This window comes from Streptomyces pallidus (ex Mingjun et al. 2026), assembly GCF_051550185.1.
In the GTDB taxonomy this organism is placed as follows: domain Bacteria; phylum Actinomycetota; class Actinomycetes; order Streptomycetales; family Streptomycetaceae; genus Streptomyces.
In genome coordinates, this window is the sequence record NZ_CP196181.1 from 4898830 (window position 1) to 4911992 (window position 13163).

Genomic DNA, 13163 nt, shown 5'->3' on the forward strand with positions numbered 1-13163 from the left:
GTGTCGGACGTGGCCTGGCCGCGGCCACCATGCTGCGTCGCGGAGGGAGTTGCGGGACGGTGCGACCAGGCCACGGGCGTGGCCTACCAGCCGTCGGGGTCGGCGCCCGGGCGGGTGCCGATCATTTCGGCGATGCGCTCCGGGGCGACCGCGCGCGAGTACAGCCAGCCCTGGCCGGTGTCGCAGCCGACGCGCCGCAGGCGGGCCGCCTGGCCGGCGGTCTCCACGCACTCCGCGGTGACGGTGAGGCCCAGCCGGTGCGCGAGCTGTACGAGGGCCTCGACGATGGTCTCGTCGGCCGGGTTCGGGTGGGTGCCCTCGTCGTAGCGGAAGCCGCGGACGAAGGAGCCGTCCAGCTTGAGCACCGACACGGGGAGGCGGCTCAGGTAGGCGAGGTTCGAGTAGCCGGTGCCGAAGTCGTCGATGGCGATCCGCACGCCCATGTCGCTGAGGGCCTGGAGGGCCTGGAGCGGGCGGCCCGCGGAGCCCATCACCGCGGACTCGGTGAGTTCCAGCTGGAGCAGCTGCGGGGCGAGCCCGGTCTCGGCGAGGATCCCCGCGACGTCGCCGACCAGGTCGGAGTCCCACACCTGGCGGACCGCGACGTTGACGGAGACGAAGACGGGGGAGTCGCTGGGGTGCTCGATCTGCCAGCGCCGGGCCTGCCGGCAGGCGGTCCGCAGCACCCAGCGGCCCAACTGGACGATGGAGCCGTCCTCCTCGGCGATGCCGATGAACCGATTCGGCATCAGGCTGCCGAACTGCGGGTGGTTCCACCGGACCAGGGCCTCCACCCCGCGCACCGCCCCGCTCTCCAGGTCCACCAGCGGCTGGTACTCGACCTCGAACTCGCCGCGGTCCACGGCCGGGCGGAGCGTGGAGGCGAGGGCCTGACGGGTCATCCGGTGGGCGTTGCGCTCCGGGTCGAAGAGGGTCCAGCGGGCCTTGCCGTCGGCCTTCGCCCAGTACAGGGTCGTGTCCGCGGCCTGCATCAGGCCGGTCGCCGAGGTGCCGGCCGCGGCCCGCTCCACCACGCCGATCGACGCCGACACCGACAGCCGCTGCCCGGCCAGGTCGAAGGGCTCCTGGACGGCGGCCAGGGCGCTGCGCGCCAGGTCCACGAGCTGCTCGGTGCCGGTGGAGTCCTCCACCAGCAGGGCGAACTCGTCGCCGCCGAGCCGGGCGACGAGGTGCCCGCCGGTGCGCCCGTACCCGGACTGGTCGGCGCACTGGGTGAGGCGGGCCGCGACGGCGGTCAGCAGCCGGTCGCCGACCCGGTGGCCGAGGGTGTCGTTGACCGCCTTGAAGCCGTCCAGATCGAGGTAGCACAGGCCGATCCGGCCCGTGCCGCCGTGCTCGTACGAGGAGGCCTCCAGGGCGGCGGAGAGCCGTTCGAAGAACAGGGTCCGGTTGGGCAGGCGGGTCACCGGGTCGTGCATCTGGAGGTGCCGCAGCCGTGCCTGGAGGTCGCGGCGGTCGCTGATGTCGGCGACGGACAGCAGCACGTCCCGGGTGCCGGGGACGGGGCCGAGGGTGACCTCGGTCCACAGGGAATGCCCGTCGGGGTGCTTGAGGCGGCGCGTGCAGCGCAGTCGGGCCTGCCGGCCGCGCAGCACCTCCTGGTACGCCTGCCAGGTGCGGGCCTCGGCGCCGAGGTCCACGAGGTCGGCGGCGCGCTGTGCGACGAGCGCGTGCGGTTCGGTGCCGAGGAGGCCGGCCAGGGCGGTGTTCGCGGCGACGACGTGGCCGCTGCGGTCGACGACGGCCATGGCGAGGTGGGCGGCGTTGAACGCGGCCCGGAAGTCGCGCGATTCGGAGTCGGTGCGGGGGGCCGGGGTGGGCATGACTGGCACGGTGGGGTGACGCTCCGTAATGGCCGATCGGATGCTGTCGGCCGCCGAACCGGTTTCGTCAGAGGTTCCGCTCACCGTTGGCTCCCGCAGTGCTCGTCGTGTCCGTGCAGGAAAGTGTGCCGATCATAGAGGTAGCCGTACGGCCCCATCCAGCGGCGTCGCCGGATGGGGGGCGCTGCGTCGGTGTGCTGACGGGCTGTCGGCACGTCTCGCGCGATCGTTTCTGCGCAGCCCTGAGCGGCCTCCGGCCCCTACTGATCTCCCGTGATCGGTCGTGACGTTCTGTAGCAAGAGGGTGAACCTCTGAAGTCACCGGGTTGCCGTATTGCTCACTCGTGTGGGGCACTGGAACAGGGCGCTAGTACGACAATCACCTCAGGGTGGGAGGAGTTGGTACGAATCCACCACGGGAGGTCGATGTGCCGCGACAGGAGACACCCGGGGGAGTGGATCGCTCCCGCATGCGCAGCACGGCGGCTGCCCTCACCTCCCTGACGGCGCTCGCGGCCATGTCGCTCGTCACGGGCCCCGCGTCCGCCGCCGATCCCGGCGCCGGGCCCTGTGCGCTGACCCGCACCTCGGCCCACCACTCCCTGGGGCTGGACACCTGGAACGGCGCCTACCCGCAGCCGCAGCGCAGTCTGAACGCGGTCATGGTCTTCCTGTCCTTCCCCGATCACCGGGCCACCCTGACCACCGGGGAGCTGGCCGCCGACTACTTCCCCGCCACCAGCGACTTCTTCGAGCGGGCCTCGTACGGCCGGTTCCGCCTCGTCCCGCACCCGCAGGCGCAGTGGATCACCATGCCCAAGCCGTCCACCGCGTACGGGATACAGCGCGACTGGGCCGCCCGGGACCGGGCCGCCTACCTGCGCGACGCGGTCGTCGCCGCCGACCGGGAGGTCGACTTCTCGCGGTACGACATCGTGTACTTCGTCGCGGACCCGGACGCGCCGGGCGTGGACTCGGACGCCACCAAGGTGGTCAACTTCGAGCGGCCGATCCGGGCCGACGGGACGGATCTGCACCGCATCGTCACCGTCTTCGAGCGGCACCCGCCGGACCGCAACGTCCTGGCGCACGAGACCGGCCACGTCTTCGACCTGCCCGACCTCTACCACCGGCCGACGGACGGCAAGGGCGACTGGGACACGTACGTCGGCGACTGGGACGTCATGGGGAGCCAGTTCGGCATGTCCCCCGACCTCTTCGGCTGGCACAAGTGGAAGCTGGGCTGGCTGGACGCCTCCCAGGTGGACTGCGTGCAGTCGGGCTCCTCCCTGCACACCCTGCAGCCCGTGGGGCGCTCCCCGCTGCCGGGCGTCACGGGCGGGACCCGGCTCGCGGTGATCCGTACGGGGCCCGGCAGCGCCATCGCCGTCGAGGCGCGCGGCTCCTCCGGGAACGACGGGGGCACCTGCACGGAGGGCGTCCTGGTCTACCGGGTGCGCAACGAGGCGCCCTCGGGCGGCGGCCCGATCGAGGTGCTGGACGGGCACCCGGACACGGAGGCGTGCTGGGACCGCTCGGTGTACCCGCCGCTGGCGGACGCACCGCTGGAGGTGGGGCAGTCGTTCACCGTGCCGGGGGAGCGGATCAGGGTCGAGGTGGCGGACCGGACCGCGACGGGCGCGTACACCGTCAAGATCACCACTTGACCGGAGGGCGCCGGCATGACGAAGAAGGCCTCCCACTCGCGTGGGAGGCCTTCTTCCGTCTGTGCGCCGCCAGGGACTCGAACCCCGGACCCGCTGATTAAGAGTCAGCTGCTCTAACCAACTGAGCTAGCGGCGCTTGCTGACGAGGAAGACATTAGCAGGAGGACGGCCGGAAGGAAAAATCGATATCCGCAGCTCGGGCCGCCCGCACGTACGCCCACAGCAGCGTCTCCGGCCCGGGCAGCCACGGCGAGCGGGTGTCCGGGGCCACGAGCCAGCGCGACGGGCCCGGGGCGGCGGCCAGTGGCGGGACGGTGACGGCGTCCCCGTGGCCGTGGCACAGCGGCGCTGGGAGCGGCCCGCCCCACTCCTCCCAGGTCAGCAGGGACGGGAGCCGGTGGGCGGTCCCGGTGGTGGCGAAGAGCAGCATCCGGCCGCGGTGCACGGCGACCGGCCCGCAGCCCGGCCCCTCGGACCACAGCAGGTCCAGCATGCGGCGGCCGAGGACGAGGGGGACGTTGACGACGTCGAAGGCGGTCCCGCAGGGCAGCACGGCCGGGGCGGCGGGACGGGCCTGCCAGGCGGCGAGGGTGCCGTGCGGACGGGCCGAGGCCGACGCGAGCCAGGCGGCGCCCAGCGGGGTGACGTGGGTGGCGGTGCGGGCGTCCTGGGTGGGACAGGCGGAAGCGGAGGCCGTCGTCAGCGTCGTCATGCCGTCCGGTCTACCGCGCGTAGCGATACGGTTTCCAGCAGTTACCGGAAACCCGGACCGGGGCGGTGCGCATGCGCTATGTTGCGCTCCGCATATGCCGCGGGCCGATCCGCCCGGCCCGTTCCACCGGCCCGTTCCGTTCCGCCCGTTCCGCCGCGCCCGACCCGCCCGCCGGGCCCCGCCGAGCCCGCCCGTCCCGTCCCGGTCAGGCGGTGCCCGGGCCGCCGCTGCGCTGGAGGGTCTCCCCGAACTCGATCATCTTGCGGGCGTAGTCCTCGGTCCACTCGGCCTCGGCGGCGATCACCGCCGGGTCCAGCCGGTCGAACCGCCGCGGGTCCGCGAGCTGGGCCGCCGCCACCGCCTGGAACTCCATGGCCCGCTCCGTCGCCGCCCGGAAGGCGAGCGTCAGCTCGGTGGCCCGGGCCAGCAGCTCCCGCGGGTCCTCGATCGACTCCAGGTCGAAGAAGTGCTCCGGGTCCGCGGTCGCCTCCGAGGGCTCGAAGAGCAGGGGTGCGGGTCGCAGCTTCCGCTCGGTCCGCTCGGGCTCTGCCATGCGTGTCCTCCTGCTGACCTGCTGGACGTACGGGACCGGTCCTTCCGGGCCACCCTCCATTGTCCAACGCCGCGCAAGGGCGCCGTCCTCAGGCCGCGACCCGCCGCCGCCGCGACGACGTCATTTCGTCGAGGACGCCGGCCAGCGCCCCTGCCGCCCCCTCCGGCGCCCGGAAGCCGCCGGCTCCGTCGAGGAGCTCGTGGATCCCGGGAAGCGCCAGGGTCCGCTGCGCCGGCAGCATGCCTACGCGGGTGAGCACGGGGCGCAGCATCTCGGCTGCCGGTGCACCGCCGGTGGGTCCGGCGCTGTAGCTGACCAGGCCGACCGGCTTGCCCTGCCACTCGTGGAAGAGGTGGTCGATCGCGTTCTTGAAGGGGGCGGTGAAGCCGCCGTTGTGCATCGGCATGACGAACAGGAAGGCCTCGGCGGAGTCCACCAGGGCGCTCCAGTCGCGGGTGTGCCGGTGGGTGTAGATGCCGGTGGAGGCGTACTCCGGCTCGTCGAGGAAGGGCAGGGCGATCTCGCCGAGGTCCACGGGTGTCACCTCGAAGCCGCCGTGGGCGCGGGCCTGCTCGGCGACCCAGCGGGCCACCGGGCGGGCCGAGGAGGTCGGGCGGACGGGGGCGGAGATGACGTGCAGACGGGTCATGGTGGGGCTCCCCGGTGGCGCGCGGAGTGTGAGTGGTTGACGTGTCACCTATCGAAGCGGATGGATGGGTGACGCGTCAACCATGTAGATGACATGTCATCGATCTGGGTAGAGTGGCCGTATGAGCGCATCGGGGCCGCGCTGGCTCACCGACTCCGAGCAGGATGCCTGGTACGCGTGGCGGCGGATGTTCCCGCTGGTCAACGCCGAGATCGCCCGCGACCTGACCCAGGACAGCGGACTGTCCGAGGCCGACTACGACGTCCTGTCCGTCCTCGGCTCCACCGACGGCCACCGCCTGCGCATCAGCGCCCTCGCCGAGCTCATGCAGTGGTCCCGCAGCCGCCTGTCCCACCAGCTCACCCGCATGGAGCAGCGCGGCATCGTCCGCCGCGAGGACGTCGCCACCGACGGGCGCGGCGCCGAGGTCGTCCTCACCCCGTTCGGCGTGGACACGATCACGACGGCGGCCCCGCTGCACGTCGAGTCCGTGCGCCGCCACCTCGTCGACGTCCTCACCCCGGAGCAGCTGCGCACCTTCGCCGAGGTCGGCGAGCTGCTCCGGGAGCGGATGGTCACCCGCAAGCCCCGTACCCCCCGCTGAGACCGTCCGACGGGCTCAGGGCCGCCAGGACACCCGGTGCTCCGCCAGGTGCGCCAGCACCGCGTGGTTGGCCTCCCAGCCGTCGGGGAACTTCACCGTCACCCCCAGCTGCACCGGCTCCGCGGACGGATGGTCGTCCAGCAGCTCCGCTATCCCCGCCCGGGCCACCACCACGCAGGCGTGCCGGTGCCGCGAGGCCAGCACGCACAGCCGGCCCGTCTCCAGGTGGAAGGCCGTGGCGTCCGGCCGCCCCGACAGCGGGTGCAGCACCACCGTCAGGTCGTACTCGCGGCCCTGGAGCCGGTTCGCGGTGTCCACGGTCACCCCGGACACCCCGAGCGAGGCCAGTGCCGTGCGCACCGCGGCCGCCTGGTCGCGGTGCGCGGTCCCCACGGCGATCCGGTCCGCCGTGAGCGGGACCGGGGCGGGCGACTGCTCGTCCGAGGTCGCCGCCCTGCGGTCCAGGGCCCGCCGGACCACCAGGGCCACGGCCCGGACCGCCTCCGGGTCCGTGCGCGGCGTGTGCCGGGCGGGCAGCTCCAGCAGGCCCCAGCCGGCCTCGGCGGCCTCGTCCAGCACCCGGTCCGGGCCGGAGCCGTCCGAGGGGACCCCGTACGCGAGGCGGCGCTCGCCGGGGCCGGTCCCGCTGCGGAACTGCGAGTACGGGTAGAAGGCGCGCGACACGAGCGGCGCGGCCGTCGCCGGGAGCCGCCAGGACACGGGCAGCCGGTGCTGCGGCAGCTGCGGGTTGTGCGCCAGCAGCGTGGTGACCGCCGAGGCCGAGGGGTCGTAGGACAGGCCCGCCCACTGCTCGGCACCGACCACGCTGAACGGGTCCAGCTGCCCCGGGTCGCCCACGAACAGCGCCCGCTCGAACAGCCCGCCCACGGCCAGCAGCGCGTCCGAGCGCATCTGGTACGCCTCGTCGACGATCGCGTGCTCCCACGGCTCGGCGTCCTTGACGTACGCCCACTTCGCGGCCGTGGAGATGGTGACCGGCAGCTCGGCGAGGTCGGCGAGCTTCGCCGACAGCGTCACCGAGGGAAGCTCGCGCAGCGCGGGGTCGTAGGCGTCGGCGTCGCTGCTGTGCAGCCGGCCGACCTTCAGCTCCGGGTCCTTCTCGGCGAGCCGCAGCACCAGGTCGTCGACCTGGGCGTTCGTCTGCGCCACCACCATCAGCCGGCGGCCGGCCGCAGCCAGCTCGCGGGCGGCGCGCACCACGAGGGTGGACTTGCCGGCCCCCGGCGGGGAGTCGACGACGACGCCCCGCTCCGGCCCGTGCAGCGTGTCGTGCAGGATCGCGGCGGTGGCCGCGGCGGCCGCCGCACCCGGGTCGAAGCCGGCCACGGAACAGCTCTCGATCGCGGTCACAGGAGGTCCTCGTCGGTCACGGCGTCGGGCAGCCAGGCTACGGCGGTCGCGGATCCGGGCGGGCCGCCGTGCGTCCAGGGCGTCTTCTCCGGCTCGGGCAGCTTCGGGCCGCCGCGCGCGTCGTGCTCGAACAGCGTCCAGCACACCCGCTCGCCCTTCTCCGGCACCGAGCCCGGTTCCGGCTCCCGGCCGCGGCCCATCTTGTCCAGCAGCCGCAGCACCACGCTGCCGTCGGACTCCAGGCGGACGAACTGCGCGCTCTGCGGGCGCCCCTCCAGGGACCGGAACACCTTCTGCCCGCCGCTGCCGGGGCCGTCGGCGAGCTGCGGCCGGTCCTCGGTGGCCACCGTCACCAGCGGGCGCGGGCTGGGCCGCTTCGACTCCGTCCACTCCATGACGACATCGGTGACCTCGCCCGCGAAGGCCTCGCCCGCGAGCCGCCGCCCCGCCATCACCAGCGGGTCGTCCAACGCCTCCTGGGCGTCGAGCCGCACCTGCTCGGTCTCCCGGGTGGCCAGCTTCTGGGCCGCCGTCACCGCGTCGTCGCGGCGCGGCTGCGGCGGCTCGCCCGCCCGGACCCGGTCGCGGTGCCCGGTGTACGACCAGCGGTCGCGGACCCAGCGCTCCTCCGCCCGCTCCGCCCCGGGCAGGGCGCGCACCAGCTCCAGGGCCTGCCACACCGCCCGCCACGTCGGTCGCAGCTGCGTGGCGACGAGCTCGCGCACGGCCTCCTCGGCGCGGGCCACCTCGGTCGGCCGGCCGGCGGCGCGGGCGGCGTCGTACCGGGCCATCGCCGGGGCCAGCAGCTTGTTGTCGAAGGCCGGGTCGGTGGCCGGTCCGGCGGGCGGGACCAGCAGCTGCCCGTCGGGGCCGCGGCCCTGCTCGGCACGCAGGGCCGCGGCGGCGCCGGACACGCCCTCCGGCGGGGCTATCCAGGCCAGCAGCGCGCCCAGGTGCTGGTCCTCCAGGTTGCTCTGGCCGGTCGCCCAGTGTCGGCCGAGCAGCTCCGTCGCCGCCAGCAGCATCGACGAGCCGGGGACGCGGGCCCGCTCGCCCAGATGGGTGAGCCAGCGGCCCAGCAGCGGGACCCGGGAGGGGGCCGGGTAGGGGTTCTCCGGGTCCTCCTCGGCGGTCCGCCTGAACCGCATCGACCGGCCCAGCAGCCGGACGAAGTCGACGCCGGCCCGGCTCGGCACCACGAGCTGCGGGGCGTCCAGGCACAGCTCCGCCGACACCTTGGCGCGGGCGCCGGTCTCCGGGTCGGTCTCGGTGCGCTCCACCAGCTCGACCTCGTCCGCGTACGCCTCCACGTACGGCAGCACCTCGTCGGCCAGCCGGGCGAGGAACGCCCAGCGCAGGTCGCGGTCGCGGGGCTGGGCCACCACCAGCAGTCGCGGCTCGTCCGGGTCGGTGCCGACGAGCGCGCCGAGCGGGGCGCCCGTCTCGCCCGCGGTGGTCAGCGGGACGAGGACCAGCGGGCGCTCGTGCAGGTGCCGGTGGCGTACGGTCGCGAGCGCCTGGGCCCGGCCCGAGCGCACGGCCTCCAGTCGGGCGAGGGTGTCCATCAGCGGCATGCGGCCTCCCCGAGGGCCTCGGAGCGCAGCCGGGCGGCGTGCTGCAGCGCGGCCGCGGTCGGGTCGGCCGGGTCGGCCGGATCGTCGGGGGAGCGCGTGCCGGCGGCGGCCGCCAGGGCCTCCTCGACGGTGGTGTACGCCCCGAGCTCCGCGCGGACGCCGCGGCCGAGCGTGGTGGCCTCTCCGGCGGCCCGGGCCCGCTCCCGGCAGTGGAAGGCCAGCTCGCAGGCGGCCAGGCACTCGGGGGCGTAGGCGGCGGCGACGGCGGCGACGGCCTCGGTCAGCTCCTCGGCGGGCCGGGCGGGGTCGAAGGTGAGCCCCTCGGGCAGCGCCGCGGCCAGTTCCTCGACGCGGGTCAGCCGGTCCAGCTGGCGCAGGGTCACGGAGCGCTCGCGGCGGATGTCGACGGGCGCGGCGGCGGGCAGGTTGGAGAAGTCCTCGGGGCAGACGAGCAGCACGCGGTGCCCGACGGAGGCGGTGGGCAGCTTCTCGGCGGTCTTCTCCAGCGCGAGGACGTAGACGGCGGCCTGCCGGGCGGCGGCGCCCACCTTCGCCGGGTCGGCGGCGCCGTCCAGCAGCGGGAACGACTTGATCTCCACCACGGTCCAGCGGCCGTCGGGATGCACCACGACGGCGTCCGGCTCCAGGAAGGCGGGGGTGCCGGCCACCTCCAGGGCCAGCATCGGGTGGTCCAGCAGGGTCCACTCGCCGGCGGCGGTGGCCTCGCGCAGGGCGAGCGCGGTGCGCGCGGCGCGGCCCTCGGGGCCGGCGGCGGTGAGGTCGGGGACGCGGGCGCCGCTGCCGGGGGCCTCGGCCCCGCCGGCCAGGTGTCGGTGGACCAGCCGCAGCAGCTCGGCCCCGCCGTCGGCCTTGACCCGGGCTTCGAAGGAGTGGCCCCGGATGATCGCGAACTGCGACTGGCCGAAGGCGGCCGGGGTGCCCAGGGCCGCGGCGAGGGCGGTCTTGTCCACCCCGGCCCCGTCGAGCAGCGCGCGTCTGCCGCAGCCCGGGTTGGCGGCGAGGGCCGCCAGCGCGCGGGCGTCGAGCGGGCGGGGAGGCACGGCGGGGCCGCGCAGGTCAGCGAGCCGCTGCCGCAGGGTCGTCTGCTGGGGCGGGCCGCTGTGCGGGTGGGAGCTCACGGGCGGAAGTGTCCCATCCGCCACCGACAATCGGGGTCGTGCCGCGGAAACCGGCCGGTGGGGCGGCCTCCCCGGCCCCCGCCGGAGGCGCCTCGCGGACTGCCTCGCGGATTGTCGCGGGGGTCTTCGTGCGTGCCCGCGTGCGGCCCGACAGGGCGCGGGCCGCGGCGTGGCCGAGGCCCATGACCGCGGCCCCGGCGACCGCGTCGAGGAAGTAGTGGTTGGCGGTGCCCATGACCACGAGCACGGTGACGGCCGGGTAGGCGACGCCGAAGGCCCGCAGGAGCGGGTGCCGCCCGTGCCGCCACAACAGGACGCCGCACCACAGGGCCCAGCCGACGTGCAGGCTCGGCATGGCCGCGTACTGGTTGGTGAGCCCGCCGAGCCCGCGCGGGGCGCTGGCCTCGGCGCCCCACCAGCCGTACCCGCTGTACTGGGCCATGGTGTCGGTGAACCCGTGCGCCGCGTCGAGCAGCCGGGGCGGGCAGGTGGGCATCAGGGCGAAGCCGACGAGCCCGAGGAGGGTGGAGGCCGCCAGCCAGGTGCGGGCGGTGCGGTAGTGCGCGGGGCGGCGGCGGTAGAGCCAGACCAGCACGGCCGGGGTGACCAGGTAGTGCAGGGAGGCGTACACGAAGTCGGCGGGTACGCCGAGCGGGGCGTGCTGGGAGAAGAGCCGGTTCAGCGGCCGTTCGAACGCGATCCCCAGCAGTTCTTCGGTCCGGAGGATGGCGAGCCCGTGGTCGACGGCCAGGTGCACGTCACCGCGGGCGAGGAGTCTGCCGCCGGAGTACGCGCCGTAGAGCAGCCCCAGGAGCAGCAGTTCGGCCCACCAGCGGGTGGGCTTCTGCCGGTTGTTCATACGGTCTAGGACGCCTGTTCGGGCGCGTGGGTTGCCTGGGGTTCATGTGATGGATGATGGTCGGACGATCCAATCGTCCGAATCGTGACGGACCACCAAAAACGGGAGAAACCGCATGGCCCCCCGCATCCTCCTCGCCCGGCACGGCCAGACGGCGTGGTCCAAGCTCGGCAAGCACACCGGACGCACCGACGTCCCCCTGCTGGAGGAGGGCCGGCGGGGCGCGAAGCTGCTCGGTGAGCGGCTCGCGCAGGACCCGTGGGGCGGCCTGCCCGGAGTGGAGGTCCGCACCAGCCCGCTGGTCCGCGCGAGCGAGAGTTGCGACCTGGCCGGCTTCGGCGCGCGCGCGGAGCCCTGGGACCTGCTGATGGAGTGGGACTACGGCGACTACGAGGGCATGACCCCGGCCGAGATCCAGGCCGTCCGCCCGGGCTGGCTGATCTGGCGGGACGGCGTCCCCGGCGGCGAGTCCGTCGCCGACATCGCCGCCCGCGCGGACGAGGTCGTCGCCTGGGCCCGCTCGGCCGAGCGGGACGTGCTCGTCTTCGCCCACGGCCACGTCCTGCGCACCCTCGCCGCGCGTTGGCTCGGCTTCGACGCCTCCTTCGGGGCCCGCATCCGCCTGGAGCCGACCTCCCTGTCGGTCCTCGGCTGGGCGTACGGGGCCCCCGCGCTGGAGCGCTGGAACGACACCGGCCACCTGGAGGCGTAGCCCCTCGCAGGTCAGCCCCCGCAGGCCGCGGGGCGCCCCCGGGCTCAGGCCTCGGCGTGACGGGCCAGGAAGCCGCCCACCCGGGGGCTGCGCTGGTGCGGGACCAGGGTGCGGGCGGTCGCCGACAGCATCGACCGGATACGCGTCGACTGGACGTCCTCCAGCAGGTCCAGGACCCGGTCGCCCGCCCGGGCGGCCTCGTCCGGGGCCCCAGCGCGGGCCAGGTCCTCGGCCAGCTCCGCGGTGTACAGGGCCACGTTCCGCGCGAAGTGCGGGTCCTGGAGGTCCGCGGCGCGCCGGGCGTGGCGGGCCGCCCGGGCGTGCTCCCCGAGCGCCGCCCAGCAGCGCGACTCCAGCGACTCCAGTTCGGCCTCGCCGAAGAAGGACATCCACTCAGGGTCCGCGTCCGAGGGGCCGCGGGAGAACTCCGTGTGCGCCCGGACCAGCGCCTCCTCGCAGGCCCGGCGGTCCGCCAGACCCGCCCAGCCGCCCGCCTCGCGCAGCGCGAGCAGCGACAGCAGCCGCGGGGAGCCGAGGGGGCGGGCGGCGCGGCGGCCCGCCTGCGCGGCCCGTACCGACTCGCGCGGCCGGCCGCAGTCCCGGGCCAGGAAGGACATGTTGCTGAAGGCGTGCGCCTCCAGCCCGGCGTCCCCCGCGACCCGGGCCGTCGCCAGGGCCTCCGAGTAGTGCGAGCGGGCGTCGCCGAAGCGCCCGGAGTCGTGGGCCAGCCAGCCGACCGAGACCGCCAGCTCCCCGGCGCCCGCGTGCAGCCGGTCCTCGGTGGACTGCCGGGTCGCCCCCGCGTCCAGCAGCGCGTAGGCGGCGCGCAGCGGTGCGGCCGCCCTGCGGTAGAGCGCGTCCGCGCCGTGCCGGTCGTCCAGCAGCCGGATCTGGCGTACGGCGTCCTCGACCGCGGCGGCCTCGGCCTCACCGGCGCGGGAGGGCGGGCGGCGGGTGTCGCCGAGGAGGGTGAGGCCGAACGTCGCGGCCGCCACGGTGGCGGAACCGCCCGCCATGAACGCGCGACGCTGCACGTCGCTCTCCTTGTGGGTGTCGGGGGTGCGCTGCGCCCAGCGGCCGCGGACCGCCTCGCGCGGGGAGAATCCCAGGTCGGTCAGCGTCCGGCCGGGGAACATGTGCAGGAAGACCCGTTCGTAGGCGTAGTTGGGGCAGCGGATCTCCCCGGACTCGACGCGGCCGACGTAGCGGGCGTCGCAGGAAACCGTTTCTCCGATCTCCCGTGCGGAGCGGCGCACCGCGGCCGCGAACTCGGCCGGGGAGAGCGGTCCGCGCAGCCGCCGGAACGTGTGGTTGGGTGAGTGCGGGAACGCCGCCATGGACGTGGCCTCTCTGGCAAGGAACGCACTGCGGGTGCTGCGGGTGCTGCGGGTGCTGCGGGGTGGAGCCGGTACCGGCGCGCATGAAAGTACCGCCAAGGGCCGCCTGTTGATGCGGCGTTTGCCTACAAACGGGATATCT

The 13163-nt window shown here is 74.8% G+C and carries 11 protein-coding genes, 1 tRNA gene and 1 pseudogene; 3 read left to right on the forward strand and 10 right to left on the reverse strand.

The window, feature by feature from the left end; translation table 11 throughout:
• Positions 1-83 precede the first annotated feature (83 nt).
• Positions 84-1928, reverse strand: coding sequence for a putative bifunctional diguanylate cyclase/phosphodiesterase (locus ACSHWO_RS21660; protein WP_438313950.1), 1845 nt, complete (start codon positions 1926-1928; stop codon positions 84-86).
• Positions 1929-2314: 386 nt separating this feature from the next.
• Between ACSHWO_RS21660 and ACSHWO_RS21665 the strand changes: the two genes are divergently transcribed.
• Positions 2315-3511, forward strand: a complete 1197-nt coding sequence (locus tag ACSHWO_RS21665; RefSeq protein ID WP_438313953.1) for a M6 family metalloprotease domain-containing protein — start codon at positions 2315-2317, stop codon at positions 3509-3511.
• Positions 3512-3573: 62 nt separating this feature from the next.
• Here ACSHWO_RS21665 and ACSHWO_RS21670 read toward each other — a convergent pair.
• The 4 genes and pseudogenes from ACSHWO_RS21670 to ACSHWO_RS21685 all read right to left on the reverse strand — a co-directional run bounded on the left by ACSHWO_RS21670 (position 3574) and on the right by ACSHWO_RS21685 (position 5425).
• Positions 3574-3647, reverse strand: a tRNA-Lys gene (locus tag ACSHWO_RS21670).
• Positions 3638-4223, reverse strand: a pseudogene (locus tag ACSHWO_RS21675) (bifunctional DNA primase/polymerase). Before ACSHWO_RS21675 ends, ACSHWO_RS21670 begins: the two are co-directional and overlap by 10 nt.
• 205 nt (positions 4224-4428) lie before the next feature.
• Positions 4429-4776, reverse strand: coding sequence for a hypothetical protein (locus ACSHWO_RS21680; RefSeq protein ID WP_385848706.1), 348 nt, complete (start codon positions 4774-4776; stop codon positions 4429-4431).
• Positions 4777-4864: 88 nt separating this feature from the next.
• The gene (locus tag ACSHWO_RS21685; RefSeq protein WP_438313956.1) at positions 4865-5425 is read right to left on the reverse strand and encodes an NADPH-dependent FMN reductase; all 561 of its coding nucleotides are present in this window, start codon (positions 5423-5425) and stop codon (positions 4865-4867) included.
• Between the two features lie 121 nt (positions 5426-5546).
• On the opposite strand from ACSHWO_RS21685, the gene ACSHWO_RS21690 reads away from it, so the two are divergent.
• Positions 5547-6029: a MarR family winged helix-turn-helix transcriptional regulator gene (locus tag ACSHWO_RS21690; RefSeq protein WP_438313959.1), complete on the forward strand. Its 483-nt coding sequence runs from the start codon at positions 5547-5549 to the stop codon at positions 6027-6029.
• Between the two features lie 15 nt (positions 6030-6044).
• Here the strand turns inward: ACSHWO_RS21690 and ACSHWO_RS21695 are convergent, their stop codons facing one another.
• From ACSHWO_RS21695 to ACSHWO_RS21710, 4 genes are read right to left on the reverse strand one after another with little or no spacing between them, the layout of a single operon-like run.
• Positions 6045-7400 (reverse strand): AAA domain-containing protein, encoded by a 1356-nt coding sequence (locus ACSHWO_RS21695; protein ID WP_438313962.1) that lies wholly within the window; start codon positions 7398-7400, stop codon positions 6045-6047.
• The gene (locus tag ACSHWO_RS21700) at positions 7397-8974 is read right to left on the reverse strand and encodes a hypothetical protein (protein ID WP_438313965.1); all 1578 of its coding nucleotides are present in this window, start codon (positions 8972-8974) and stop codon (positions 7397-7399) included. The genes ACSHWO_RS21695 and ACSHWO_RS21700 overlap by 4 nt, the downstream gene beginning before the upstream one ends.
• A complete protein-coding gene (locus ACSHWO_RS21705; RefSeq protein WP_438313968.1) occupies positions 8965-10113 on the reverse strand; it encodes a hypothetical protein in 1149 nt (382 codons plus the stop codon). Before ACSHWO_RS21705 ends, ACSHWO_RS21700 begins: the two co-directional genes overlap by 10 nt.
• Positions 10052-10972, reverse strand: coding sequence for a phosphatase PAP2 family protein (locus tag ACSHWO_RS21710; RefSeq protein ID WP_385848712.1), 921 nt, complete (start codon positions 10970-10972; stop codon positions 10052-10054). Before ACSHWO_RS21710 ends, ACSHWO_RS21705 begins: the two co-directional genes overlap by 62 nt.
• A 115-nt stretch (positions 10973-11087) precedes the next feature.
• Between ACSHWO_RS21710 and ACSHWO_RS21715 the strand changes: the two genes are divergently transcribed.
• On the forward strand, positions 11088-11684 hold the full coding sequence (locus tag ACSHWO_RS21715; protein WP_361084476.1) for a histidine phosphatase family protein: 597 nt from the start codon (positions 11088-11090) through the stop codon (positions 11682-11684).
• Between the two features lie 44 nt (positions 11685-11728).
• On the opposite strand, the gene ACSHWO_RS21720 is transcribed toward ACSHWO_RS21715, so the two are convergent.
• On the reverse strand, positions 11729-13021 hold the full coding sequence (locus ACSHWO_RS21720; RefSeq protein WP_361084473.1) for a tetratricopeptide repeat protein: 1293 nt from the start codon (positions 13019-13021) through the stop codon (positions 11729-11731).
• Between the last annotated feature and the right edge of the window lie 142 nt (positions 13022-13163).

Coding starts and splice junctions, on each gene's coding strand:
- ACSHWO_RS21710 (WP_385848712.1), bottom strand. CDS start 10,972: ATGAACAACCGGCAGAAGCCCACCCGCTGGTGGGCCGAACTGCTGCTC.
- ACSHWO_RS21690 (WP_438313959.1), top strand. CDS start 5,547: ATGAGCGCATCGGGGCCGCGCTGGCTCACCGACTCCGAGCAGGATGCC.
- ACSHWO_RS21715 (WP_361084476.1), top strand. CDS start 11,088: ATGGCCCCCCGCATCCTCCTCGCCCGGCACGGCCAGACGGCGTGGTCC.
- ACSHWO_RS21720 (WP_361084473.1), bottom strand. CDS start 13,021: ATGGCGGCGTTCCCGCACTCACCCAACCACACGTTCCGGCGGCTGCGC.
- ACSHWO_RS21700 (WP_438313965.1), bottom strand. CDS start 8,974: ATGCCGCTGATGGACACCCTCGCCCGACTGGAGGCCGTGCGCTCGGGC.
- ACSHWO_RS21680 (WP_385848706.1), bottom strand. CDS start 4,776: ATGGCAGAGCCCGAGCGGACCGAGCGGAAGCTGCGACCCGCACCCCTG.
- ACSHWO_RS21685 (WP_438313956.1), bottom strand. CDS start 5,425: ATGACCCGTCTGCACGTCATCTCCGCCCCCGTCCGCCCGACCTCCTCG.
- ACSHWO_RS21665 (WP_438313953.1), top strand. CDS start 2,315: ATGCGCAGCACGGCGGCTGCCCTCACCTCCCTGACGGCGCTCGCGGCC.